The sequence below is a fragment of the Nocardioides sp. genome, from assembly GCF_036274455.1.
GTDB lineage: Bacteria > Actinomycetota > Actinomycetes > Propionibacteriales > Nocardioidaceae > Nocardioides.
The window spans coordinates 1-11,157 of record NZ_DASUFR010000002.1; the positions used below are offsets into that span (position 1 = coordinate 1).

Below are 11,157 nucleotides of genomic sequence, written 5' to 3' on the forward strand. Positions count from 1 at the left end.
GGGTGCGCGGCCTGGTGCTCACGATCCGCGACGACGAAGTCCGTCAGGACCTCCGTCGCCGCGCCTCGCGTGACCCGCTGACCGGCCTCGCGAACCGCTCGCTGCTCGCGGAGCGGATCGCCGCCTGCACGGGCGAGGTCGCCCTGCTCTACATCGATCTCAACGGCTTCAAGCCGATCAACGACCGGCTCGGCCACGCCGCCGGCGACGAGGTGCTGGTGGAGGTCGCGCGCCGCCTCGTCGAGAGCACCCGCGACAGCGACACCGTGGCCCGGCTGGGTGGTGACGAGTTCGCGGTGCTGCTCGAGGACGTGACGATGCCCGAGGTCATCGAGATCAGCAACCGCATCCTGGAGGCGCTGACGGCGAGCGTGGAGGTCGCGGGCACCTCCGCCCAGCTAGGCGCCTCGATCGGGATCGCCTACGGCGACGGCAGCGAGTCCGGTGAGGCCCTGCTCCGGCAGGCCGACCTCGCGATGTACGAGGCCAAAGGGCGCGGCAAGGCGCAGTACGTCGCCTACGAGCCCTCGATCGGCCATGCCCGGCTGCAGCGGCTGGAGCTGGTCGAGGCGCTGCGCCGCGCGATCGACCTGCGCGAGCTGGACGTCGTCTACCAGCCGGTCGTCGCGACCGAGAGCTGTCGGATCGCCGGTGTCGAGGCGCTGGCCCGCTGGCAGCTCGACGGCACCGAGGTGCCGCCCGAGGTCTTCGTCCGCATTGCGGAGGACACCGGGCTCGTCGTCCAGATGGGCGAGCTCATCCTCGACCAGGTGGCCCACGACGCCCCGTCGCTGCGGGAGGCGGCCGGCGGCCCGATCTCCATGAGCGTCAACGTCTCCGCGCGCCAGCTGCGGGAGCCGGGCTTCGTTCAGGTCGTCGAGCGCACGGTCCGGGCGATGGGCCGCACCGCCCTCGTCCTCGAGATCACCGAGCGGCAGGGGGTTGCCAACGACGAGCAGGTGCTGGCCGCCATGCAGACCATCGCCGCCATGGGCGTGCGGTTCGCCATCGACGACTTCGGCGTCGGATTCTCCTCGATCAGCTACCTGCAGGACCTGCCCGCGCACGTGGTGAAGACCGATGCCGCCCTGGCCCAGAACATCGACCGGGACGAGCGGGCACGGGCCGTCCTACGTGCGGTCACGGTGATGGCCAACTCACTCGGTCTCGACGTCGTCATCGAAGGCGTCGAGCGGCAGGGCCAGCTCGACGCGGTGCGCGACTCGGTGGACGCGCCGTTCGTCCAGGGCTACCTGCTGCATCGGCCGATGGGCCACGAGACGCTGCTGGTCGCGGTGCGGACCAACCGCCGCCGCGCGGCTACCGGTCCCGACCACGACGAGGTGCTGGTGCCGACGGCCTGATCGCCGCGATGTTGCCGGTCAGTGGCCGACCGCGGGGCCCAGGGGGATCTCGCGGAAGACCTTGACCGGGACCGGGCCGGGCCCGTCCTCGGTCGGGACCATCAGCGTCAGGGTGTTCTGCCACCAGGCGTTGCTCTCGAACGCCTCGAGCTCGTTGGTCACGGCGTCGAGGTAGTCGGTGGTGGTGCGCTGGTTGGCGGTCGCGACCTGGATCTCGGGCCGGAAGATCCTGCGGTCCACGAACATCTGCAACCCCTGGGCGACGTGAGAGACGCCGCGGATCACGTCGCGCACCTCCTCTATGTCACCGGTGATGCCGGTCCACACCGACGTCCGTCCGTCCAGCTGACGCACGAACCCACCGGCGAGGCGCAGCCGCGGCGAGGACCACTCCTGGCCGCGCTCGGTCAGCGCGTCGGCCAGGCCGATCGCGTCCGAGGAGGAGAGGTTGCCGAACTTGACGATCTGGGTGTTCATCAACGCCCTGGGCACCAGGGTGAGCATCGGGTCGACCGGGTCCGGCTCCGTCGCCTTCCGGCGCCCGAACCACCGCCGGGCCCCGGCTCGGTGACGTGCCGCCGGCGCGGGTTCCGGTGTCGGCTCGGGCACGGGCGCGACCGACGCGACCGCGACCCGGGCTCGGTCGAGCTCGGCGGTCGGAGGCACCAGTGCAGCGAAGAGGAGCACGGGATCATTGTTCCCTGCGAACGGCGCTCACGTGGGCAGGACGGCTCGACGCTGTTCAAGATGTGACCGTTCGGCCTCGTTGGCACACCGCGCGATCGCGGCGTCGTAGGCCTCCCGCGCCGCGTCCGGCCGCCCGGCCCGGGCGAGCAGCTCGGCGCGGGCCGCCGGCAGTCGGTGTCCCGGCAGCTCCGCCTCGGTGAGGCGGTCGAGCGCCGCCAGGCCGGCCAGCGGCCCGTCCGCCTCGCCGACCGCGACCGCCCGGTTGAGGCGGACGACGGGGGAGTCGGACAGGCGGAGCAGCTCGTCGTACCGCGCCACGATCCGCGACCAGTCCGTGTCGTCCGAAGTGGCGGCGATCGCGTGCTCGGCGGCCACGAGGGCCTGGAGGAGGTACGGCGCCGCGGGGGCGTCCGTGAGCGGGGTGAGCAGCTTGATCGCCTCGGTGATCTCGTCGCGCCGCCACCGCCCGCGGTCCTGGTCGGGCAGCAGGACGAGCCGGCCGTCGTCGTCCACCCGGGCCTCGCGGCGGGAGTGTTGCAGCAGCATCAGCGCGAGCAGGGCGTCGATCTCCGAGACCGGCTCGGGCAGTACGTCGCGGAGCACCCGCACGAGCCGGATCGCCTCCGCGGCGACGTCGGCCCGGAGCACGTCCGGACCGGAGCCGGGCGCGTAGCCGGCGGTGAACGCCAGGTAGGCGACGTCCGAGACGACCCGGACCCGGTCGGCCAGCTCGGCTCCCGAGGGGACGGCGAAGGACTCCCCGGCGAGCCGCTTGCGGGCCCGCGTCAGCCGGGCGGCCATCGTGGACGTCCGGACCAGGAACAGCCGGGCGAGGTCCTCGGTCGAGACGCCGAGGACCAGCCGCAGGGTGAGCGCCGCCGCAGCCTCCCGCGGGAGGGCGGGGTGTGCGCACAGCAGCACCAGCCGGAGCCGCTCGTCGGCGACCACGCCGCGCTCACCCGGGTCGGCCATCGTGCGCTGCGCCTCCTCGGCCAGGTCCGCCTCCACGGCGAGCAGCGGCAGCTTCCGGTTGGCGACCGCCTCGGCACGCAGCCGGTCGGTGATCCGGCGTCGCGCCGCGACCAGCAGCCAGGCGCCGGGGTTGACTGGTACGCCGTCGGCCGGCCAGGTCCGGGAGGCCGACTCGAAGGCGTCGGCGAGACCGTCCTCGGCCAGGTCGAGGCGGCGGTAGCGCGCGACGAGCAGGGCCAGCAGCCGGCCCCACTCGTCGCGCTGCGCCGCAGCGAGTGCCTCCTGGGTCAGAGCTCGACCTCGAGCGTGGGCCGGACCTCGACGGTGTACTCGCGTGGCAGCAGCGCCGCCAGCTCCACGGCGGTGTCCATGTCGGGCACGTCGATGAGGTAGAAGCCACCCACCTGCTCCACCGTCTCGGCGAACGGCCCCTCGGTCACGGGACAGTCGGTCCCCGCACGATCGGGCCTCGGACGGACCGTCCGCGCCGTCGAGGGCCGGTCGAGGGCCTCGCCACCGACCACCCGGCCGCGCGAGCGCACCGCCTCGTCGAAGGCCCGGAAGTCGGCGTACACGCGCTTGTGGTGCGCGTCGTCGGCCGTCTCCCAGTTGGCGAAGTGGTTCTCCTCGGCCATCAGCAGCAGGAACTTCACGAGCCCGGACCGCGCACCGCCGCCCGGATCTCGATCGCGCCCTCGGCACGGCCGAGGATCTTGCAGACGTCGACGAGGTCGTCGAGGTCCTCCGACTCCACGATGTAGAAGCCGGTCAGCTGCTCGACGGTCTCGGCGTACGGCCCGTCGGTGACGGTGTGGTTGCCGCCGGCGTCGGTGCGCAGCACCTTCGCCTCGCGGGAGTGGGTGAGCTCGCTGCCGCCGGTCACCTTGTGGCCGCGCTCCTCGAGGGCCTGGGCGAACTGGCGGTGGATGGCGTACATGGCTTCCTTGTCCGCCTGGGAGGTGTGCTCCCACGCGGCCTCGTCACCGGGGAGCAGCACGACGTACTCGGTCATGGTCTTTCCTCTCGACTGGTTCGGCAGTCTGGCACTGCGATGACGGACGGGGGCCGGCCGGATCGACAGCCGCACCGGAACTTCACCGCAATATGGGCTCTTGGGACGGATCCGTGGGTGGCGGCCGCGCGCGTAGCACGCCGAGATGCGGTGCAAATCCGCTGGACCCGGCTTTGCCGAGGATCTCGGGCACCAGGTGCCGATCTCCCTCGGCAAACCCACCGACGGGGCCGGTAGGCACGCGGGCACCACGGATCCGTCACAAGGGCCGGGATTTGTGGTCGCCGCCCTTCTTGACAGGTCCCCGTCCGGTCCGCCAGAGTGATGGGAGCGCTCCCATACGCTGTCCGTCCTGGATCTCCAGACTCGGCGGGCGGGCTCGGTTCACCTCGACAGGCCGGGCCCGCCCGCCGCACCACGCCGTTCGCGCACAGGAGGGCCGTGTCCACCTCGAACCTCGGGATACTTGCCGCATGACCCGGCAGCCGCGGACCCGGCCGACCCTCGAGGAGGTCGCGTCGGCCGCCGGGGTCGGCCGCGGAACCGCGTCGCGAGTCATCAACGGCAGCGCCAAGGTGTCCGACCGTGCGCGGCAGGCGGTCGAGAGCGCGATCGCCGAGCTCGGCTACGTGCCCAACCGGGCGGCCCGCACCCTGGTCACCCAGCGCACCGACGCGGTGGCCCTGGTGATCGCCGAGTCGGAGGAGCGGGTCTTCGGCGAGCCGTTCTTCGCCGGGGTCGTACGCGGCGTCGGGATCGCGCTGAGCGAGGCCGGGCTGCAGCTGGTGCTGCTGCTCGCCCACACCGCGCAGCGCCACGGTCGGCTCGACGACTACCTCACCCGCCAGCACGTGGACGGCGCGCTGCTGCTGTCCCTGCACGACGACGACGCGCTGCCCGAGCGGATCCGCGAGCGCGGCCTGCCGGTCGTGCTCGGGGGGCGGGCGACCGAGGACCAGCAGGGGGTCTACGTCGACGTCGACAACGCGCTCGGCGCCCGGCTCGCGGTCGACCACCTGGTGCACCGCGGCCGCCGGCGCATCGCTGCCATCGCGGGTCCGGCCGACATGGTCGTGGGCCGGACCCGGCACGACGGCTACCTCGCCGGCCTGCGCGCGGCGGGCCTCGAGTCGGACGACGCACTCGTCGTACGCGGTGACTTCAGCCAGGCCAGCGGTGAGTCCGGGATGCGGGTCCTGCTGTCGCGGCGTCCGGACCTCGACGCGGTGTTCTGCGCCAACGACCTGATGGCGGCGGGCGCCCTGCGGGTGCTCCGCGAGGCGGGCCGCGAGGTGCCCCGGGACGTCTCCGTCGTCGGGTTCGACGACGCCCCGCTGGCTCAGTCCACCCACCCCCCGCTCACCACGGTGCACCAGTCACCGGAGCAGATGGGCCGTGAGATGGTCGCCCTGCTCCTCGAGAACATGCGCCATCCCGACGAGCCGCCGCAGCCGCGGCTGCTCGAGACCAGGCTGGTGGTCCGGGAGAGCTCCTGAAACCCGCTTGCGGGCCAACGGTCGGCTCGTCGAACAATGACGGGATGCGTGCTGTCGAGGTCCGGGAGTTCGGAGCAGCAGAGGTCCTGCAGGTCGTGGAGCGGCCGGAGCCGGTGCCGGGCGAGGGTGAGATCAGCATCGACGTCGCCTTCGCCGGGGTCGGGTTGGTCGACATGCTGATGCGCCGCGGCGACTTCCCGCTGTCCCTGCCGCTGGTCCCGGGCATCGAGGTCACGGGTCACGTCCGCGCCGTCCCGGCAGGTGGATCCGGGTTCTCCGTGGGCGACCCGGTCGTCGCGGTGCTCAACGACTTCGGGCGCACCCAGCGTCTCGGCGGGTACGCCGAGGTGGCGGTGGCGCACGCCACGATGGCCGCGCGACTGGCCGGCGACGCGGACCTGGCGCGCATCGCGGCCGTGGCGGTCAACGGTGTGACGGCATGGCTGGCCCTGCGCGAGCTCGCCAGGCTGACGGGTGCTGACCGGGTGCTCGTCCTGGGGGCCGGCGGCGGGCTGGGTGCGACGTGCGCGCGTGTCGCGGTCGCGCTCGGGGCCGCCCAGGTGATCGGCGTGGTCGGCCGGGACGTGTCGCGCGCGCCTGCGGAATGCTCGGCGGTCGTCCTCGCGGACGAGCTCGAGCAGCGCTGGGTCACCCTGACCGGTGACGGCCTGGTCGACGTGGTCGTCGACCCGGTCGGCGGAGCGCTGCGTGAGGCCGCGTTCTCCCGGCTGGCTCCGCTCGGTCGCCACCTGGTGCTCGGGGACGCCAGCGGGGACGACCGGGGCTTCCCCGGCGACGGCACCTGGCTGGCGAGCCGGATGGTCATGGGGCTCAACCTGGGTGGCACCTCCCACCTGCGCCCCGACCTGGTGTCGACCGCCCTCTCGGCCGTGGTCGACCTGGTGGCGAACGGTGTCCTGGCCGAGCCGGCGCCGCACGTCGTACCCCTCGAAGGCGCGGTCGCCGTCCACAGGGGCCTCGAGGACCGCACCGCGCCCACCAAGACGGTCCTCGCGGTGCGGGGGCACTGAGCCCGGCGACTGGACGGGCCGGCACCGGTGTGGCCGGAGGCCCGCCCGCGCTGCGCTGAGGGCGAACCCTTCTTGCACTCGCAGGGGGCGAGTGCTAAACATGACGCTGGCACTCTCGGCACGAGAGTGACAACAACCCGAACTTGCAACGCGTGAGGAAGCGCAGGAGTCATGCCGAAGCTGATTTCTTTCAACGAGGAGGCCCGTCGCGGTCTGGAGCGGGGCATGAACACCCTCGCCGACGCCGTCAAGGTCACCCTCGGTCCCAAGGGCCGCAACGTCGTGCTCGAGAAGAAGTGGGGCGCCCCCACGATCACCAACGACGGTGTGAGCATCGCCAAGGAGATCGAGCTCGAGGACCCGTACGAGAAGATCGGCGCCGAGCTCGTCAAGGAGGTCGCGAAGAAGACCGACGACGTCGCCGGTGACGGGACCACCACCGCCACGGTGCTCGCCCAGGCCATGGTCCGCGAGGGGCTGCGCAACGTCGCCGCCGGCGCGAACCCGATGGGCCTCAAGCGCGGCATCGAGAAGGCCGTCGACGCCGTCGCCGAGCAGCTGCTCGGCATGGCGACCGAGATCGAGACCAAGGAGCAGATCGCCGCGACCGCGTCGATCTCCGCCGCTGACACCACCGTGGGCGAGATCATCGCCGAGGCGATGGACAAGGTCGGCAAGGAAGGTGTCATCACCGTCGAGGAGTCGAACACCTTCGGCCTCGACCTCGAGCTCACCGAGGGCATGCGGTTCGACAAGGGCTACATCTCGGCCTACTTCGTGACCGACCCGGAGCGCATGGAGACGGTCCTCGAGGACCCCTACATCCTGGTCGCCAACCAGAAGGTCTCGAGCGTCAAGGACCTGCTCCCGCTGCTGGAGAAGGTCATGCAGTCCGGCAAGCCGCTGCTGATCATCGCCGAGGACGTCGACGGCGAGGCGCTGTCCACCCTGGTCGTCAACAAGATCCGTGGCACCTTCAAGTCCGTGGCCGTCAAGGCCCCGGGCTTCGGTGACCGCCGCAAGGCCATGCTGCAGGACATCGCGATCCTGACCGGTGGCCAGGTGATCTCCGAGGAGGTCGGCCTCAAGCTCGAGAACACCGACATCGCGCTGCTCGGCCAGGCCCGCAAGGTCGTCATCACCAAGGACGAGACCACGATCGTGGAGGGTGCGGGCGACAGCGACCAGATCGCCGGCCGCGTCAACCAGATCCGCGCCGAGATCGAGAAGTCGGACTCCGACTACGACCGCGAGAAGCTCCAGGAGCGCCTCGCCAAGCTGGCCGGCGGCGTGGCCGTCATCAAGGTCGGCGCGGCCACCGAGGTCGAGCTCAAGGAGCGCAAGCACCGCATCGAGGACGCCGTCCGCAACGCGAAGGCGGCCGTCGAGGAGGGCATCGTCGCCGGCGGCGGCGTGGCCCTGGTGCAGGCGTCCACCACGGCGTTCGACAAGCTCGACCTCTCCGGTGACGAGGCAGTCGGCGCCAACATCGTCCGCGTCGCCTGCGAGGCCCCGCTCAAGCAGATCGCGATCAACGCCGGTCTCGAGGGCGGCGTCGTGTCCGAGAAGGTCAAGGGCCTCGAGCCCGGCCACGGCCTCAACGCGGCCACCGGCGAGTACGTCGACATGCTCAAGGAGGGCATCATCGACCCCGCCAAGGTGACCCGCAGCGCGCTGCAGAACGCCGCCTCCATCGCGGCGCTCTTCCTCACCACCGAGGCGGTCGTCGCGGACAAGCCCGAGAAGGCTCCCGCGATGCCCGGTGGCGACGGCGGCATGGGCGGGATGGACTTCTGATCCCACCGCTCTCGTAGCACCACACGCTGACCCGCCCGTTCCGTATGGGCGGGTCAGCGGCATTTCCGTGTCATGTTCGGCGCTGGGATCCCAGGTTGACTTGGGATCCCTGCCAACCGATGTGTGAGGGTTGGGTCGTGGCCGAGGAGCACCCCGACGACGCGCGCGAGCGGTTCGAAGCGCTCGCCGCCGAGGTCGTGGAGCCGGTACGCCGCTTCCTGGCCCGGCGTACCGATCCGGACACCGCCGACGACGTGCTCGCCGAGACACTGCTGGTCTGCTGGCGCCGGCTCGACGACGTGCCCGAGAACGCGCTGCCCTGGGTCTACGGCGTGGCGCGCAACTGCCTGGCCAACCTCCAGCGCGGCGACCGGCGCCAGGTGCGGCTCGCGGCCCGGATCACCGTCGTCGACCCGCCGCGGGAGGCCGAGCGCGAGGCCGACGAGCCCGACGAGCGCGTGGCCGCCGCGCTGGCCGCGCTCCGGCCGGACGAGGCCGACCTGCTCCGCCTGTGGGCGTGGGAGCAGCTGGGCCCGGCCGAGATCGCCGAGGTGCTCGGCATCACCCCCAACGCCGCGAGCATCCGGCTGCACCGGGCCCGCGGGAAGTTCGTCGAGGAGCTGCGAAAGATCGACGGCGGCGCCGGACATGAAGAGGCGAGAGAAGGGAGGGGGAGATGAGCGACCGCGACTCCGACGATGCGTTCGACGCCGGCGAGCACGACACCGAGTACGACACCGCAGACTTCGACGGCCACGAGTCGTTGCGCGCGTTGCTGCGTGGCGGCGATCCCGCTGCCTCCCTCCCTCCGGCCGACCCGGCCGGTCTCACGAGGCTCTTGGGGGACATCATGAGCGCTGACCTCGACATCCGGCCGGCCGATCCGGAGCAGGCCGTGCCACACCGCCGCACCCGCGCGACCTGGCTGGTCGCTGCCGCTGCGGTCGCCGCGATCGCCGCCGGCGGCGCGTTCGCAGTCACCGGTCTCACCGGCAACGGCTCGAACGCGCCGCAGGCGGACCAGAAGCCGTCGACGACGGCGCAGGCAGGCGCTCCGCTCGCGGGCCAGACCACCAACCTCTCGGTGGCGCCCCAGCAGGGACGGTGTGCGAGCCCGGACCCGGCGATCCTGTCCCAGTACCCCCTCGCCTTCGCCGGAACGGTGACCTCCGTCGAGGGTGACACGGTGACCCTGGAGGCCACCGACGTCTTCGCCGGCGAGGTCGGCGAGACGGTCCAGATCTCCGCACCACCGGACCTCTTCGGCGCGATGCAGGGCATGGTCCAGTTCGAGGAGGGCGGCGACTACCTGGTCGCGGCATTCGACGGCCAGCTCTCCATGTGCTACAGCGGTACTGCAGACGGCGACCTCGCGTCGCCCTTCCAGAAGGCGTTCGTCCACTGACCACTCAAGGCCTCCTTCTTGCCGCCGGTGCCGGAACCCGCATGGGCCGGCCCAAGGCGCTGGTGCGCGACGCTGACGGGACGTCGTGGCTCCAGCGGGCGGTGGAGGTCCTGCTCGACGGTGGATGCAACGGGGTGACGGTGGTGCTCGGCGCCGGGGCCGACGAGGCGGTCAGCCTCCTCGACGGCCTCGGCGTCGACGTCGTCGTCGCCCATGAGTGGGACGAGGGCATGTCGGCTTCACTACGATCCGGTCTCGAGGCGCTCGCGGGCAGCGACGCCGAGGCCGCCGTGGTGAGCCTGGTCGACCTGCCCGACCTGACCGCGGCCGTGGTACGACGCGTGCTCTCTGAGCGCGAGGGAGACGAGGCCCTCGCCCGTGCGTCGTACCACGGCCGCCCCGGTCACCCGGTGGTCCTCGGCCGCGCCCACTGGGCCGCGGTGGCCGACTCCGCCGCCGGCGATGCCGGCGCCCGCGACTACCTCGCCCGGCACGACACGGTGCTGGTCGAGTGCGGCGACCTGGCCAGCGGGGTCGACGTCGACTCCCGGGCCGCCGGCTGACTCCAGCCCCTCTCGGCGCCGGCGCCGGAGGCGAGCGGGCCGGACCTTTCGGTCACGGGCCGGACACGGCGGTGTCACCGGAGCATCACCATTCGCCGATTCCGATCGACGGTGTCGATCGGCCACGCCGGGAGGGTTGGTCCCGGCCCACGTTGGAGAGGTGGAGCCGGCGCGACCACGTCCGAGTGGTCCGCCTGCCAGAGCCCCTCGGAGGGGAATCCGGGTGGCCGGGTCTGCCGTACGCCCCGGCCGCTCGGAGCTCCACATCACCGACGAAGGAGACACACACAGTGATCGGTCAAGGCAGACGGCTTGCGGCACTCGCCGCCGCAGCCGCGGTCGCCCTGGGAGCTGCCGGCTGCGGCGGCTCCGGGGGCAGCGGCAACGTAAGCAGCAACACGGAGGCCAAGCGCACCGAGGCGGTCAAGGGCGGGACGGTGTTCTCGCTCGAGCAGTCGGTCACCCAGTCCCTCGACCCGCAGCGCACCTACACGGGTCGTGACATCTCCAACATGAGCCGGCTGTTCGCGAGGCAGCTCGTGGTCTTCCCACCGGGCGAGACCGACCCCGTCAAGGGGTCCACGCCGATCCCCGACCTGGCCACCGACACCGGCCAGTCCAACGAGGACGCCACGCAGTGGTCGTTCACGCTCAAGGACGGTCCGGTCTGGCAGGACGGCAAGCCGGTCACCTGTGAGGACGCGAAGTACGGCGTGTCGCGGACCTTCGCGACCGACGTGATCACCGGCGGCCCCAACTACATCCTGGGCTACCTCGACATCCCCGAGGACGCCGACGGTTCGCCGGCCTACAAGGGCCCCTACACCGGT

12 protein-coding genes are annotated in these 11,157 nt (G+C 72.0%); 8 read left to right on the top strand and 4 right to left on the bottom strand.

Annotation, left to right across the window (positions count from 1 at the left end; translation table 11 throughout):
* A partial coding sequence (locus tag VFV89_RS00155) for a bifunctional diguanylate cyclase/phosphodiesterase (RefSeq protein ID WP_329703860.1) occupies positions 1-1,364 on the top strand: 1,364 nt, incomplete at its 5' end.
* 18 nt (positions 1,365-1,382) lie between these two features.
* Here VFV89_RS00155 and VFV89_RS00160 read toward each other — a convergent pair.
* The 4 genes from VFV89_RS00160 to VFV89_RS00175 all read right to left on the bottom strand — a co-directional run bounded on the left by VFV89_RS00160 (position 1,383) and on the right by VFV89_RS00175 (position 4,035).
* Positions 1,383-2,051 carry a hypothetical protein gene (locus tag VFV89_RS00160; RefSeq protein WP_329703861.1) on the bottom strand — a complete coding sequence of 223 codons (669 nt, stop codon included), beginning with the start codon at positions 2,049-2,051 and terminating at the stop codon, positions 1,383-1,385.
* 27 nt (positions 2,052-2,078) lie between these two features.
* Positions 2,079-3,059 carry an RNA polymerase sigma factor gene (locus tag VFV89_RS00165; RefSeq protein ID WP_329703862.1) on the bottom strand — a complete coding sequence of 327 codons (981 nt, stop codon included), beginning with the start codon at positions 3,057-3,059 and terminating at the stop codon, positions 2,079-2,081.
* A gap of 251 nt (positions 3,060-3,310) precedes the next feature.
* The gene (locus VFV89_RS00170) at positions 3,311-3,676 is read right to left on the bottom strand and encodes a YciI family protein (RefSeq protein WP_329703863.1); all 366 of its coding nucleotides are present in this window, start codon (positions 3,674-3,676) and stop codon (positions 3,311-3,313) included.
* The gene (locus VFV89_RS00175; protein WP_329703864.1) at positions 3,673-4,035 is read right to left on the bottom strand and encodes a YciI family protein; all 363 of its coding nucleotides are present in this window, start codon (positions 4,033-4,035) and stop codon (positions 3,673-3,675) included. Before VFV89_RS00175 ends, VFV89_RS00170 begins: the two co-directional genes overlap by 4 nt.
* 473 nt (positions 4,036-4,508) lie before the next feature.
* Here VFV89_RS00175 and VFV89_RS00180 point away from each other — a divergent pair, with 473 nt between their 5' ends.
* The 7 genes from VFV89_RS00180 to VFV89_RS00210 form a co-directional block, all read left to right on the top strand.
* Entirely contained in the window at positions 4,509-5,531 is a 1,023-nt protein-coding gene (locus tag VFV89_RS00180; protein WP_329703865.1) for a LacI family DNA-binding transcriptional regulator, read from the top strand.
* Between the two features lie 44 nt (positions 5,532-5,575).
* On the top strand, positions 5,576-6,562 hold the full coding sequence (locus VFV89_RS00185) for a quinone oxidoreductase family protein (RefSeq protein ID WP_329703866.1): 987 nt from the start codon (positions 5,576-5,578) through the stop codon (positions 6,560-6,562).
* 171 nt (positions 6,563-6,733) lie between these two features.
* The gene (gene groL, locus VFV89_RS00190; RefSeq protein WP_329703867.1) at positions 6,734-8,359 is read left to right on the top strand and encodes a chaperonin GroEL; all 1,626 of its coding nucleotides are present in this window, start codon (positions 6,734-6,736) and stop codon (positions 8,357-8,359) included.
* A gap of 137 nt (positions 8,360-8,496) precedes the next feature.
* Entirely contained in the window at positions 8,497-9,039 is a 543-nt protein-coding gene (locus tag VFV89_RS00195) for a sigma-70 family RNA polymerase sigma factor (RefSeq protein ID WP_329703868.1), read from the top strand.
* On the top strand, positions 9,036-9,764 hold the full coding sequence (locus VFV89_RS00200; RefSeq protein WP_329703869.1) for a hypothetical protein: 729 nt from the start codon (positions 9,036-9,038) through the stop codon (positions 9,762-9,764). The genes VFV89_RS00195 and VFV89_RS00200 overlap by 4 nt, the downstream gene beginning before the upstream one ends.
* Complete coding sequence (locus VFV89_RS00205; protein WP_329703870.1) at positions 9,701-10,327, top strand: nucleotidyltransferase family protein; 627 nt, start codon at positions 9,701-9,703, stop codon at positions 10,325-10,327. The genes VFV89_RS00200 and VFV89_RS00205 overlap by 64 nt, the downstream gene beginning before the upstream one ends.
* 290 nt (positions 10,328-10,617) lie before the next feature.
* A partial coding sequence (locus VFV89_RS00210) for an ABC transporter substrate-binding protein (protein ID WP_329703871.1) occupies positions 10,618-11,157 on the top strand: 540 nt, incomplete at its 3' end.

Excerpts from the sequence above, each read along its gene's own strand:
- VFV89_RS00175 (WP_329703864.1), bottom strand. The coding sequence starts at position 4,035 with ATGACCGAGTACGTCGTGCTGCTCCCCGGTGACGAGGCCGCGTGGGAG.
- VFV89_RS00180 (WP_329703865.1), top strand. The coding sequence starts at position 4,509 with ATGACCCGGCAGCCGCGGACCCGGCCGACCCTCGAGGAGGTCGCGTCG.
- VFV89_RS00185 (WP_329703866.1), top strand. The coding sequence starts at position 5,576 with ATGCGTGCTGTCGAGGTCCGGGAGTTCGGAGCAGCAGAGGTCCTGCAG.
- groL (WP_329703867.1), top strand. The coding sequence starts at position 6,734 with ATGCCGAAGCTGATTTCTTTCAACGAGGAGGCCCGTCGCGGTCTGGAG.
- VFV89_RS00200 (WP_329703869.1), top strand. The coding sequence starts at position 9,036 with ATGAGCGACCGCGACTCCGACGATGCGTTCGACGCCGGCGAGCACGAC.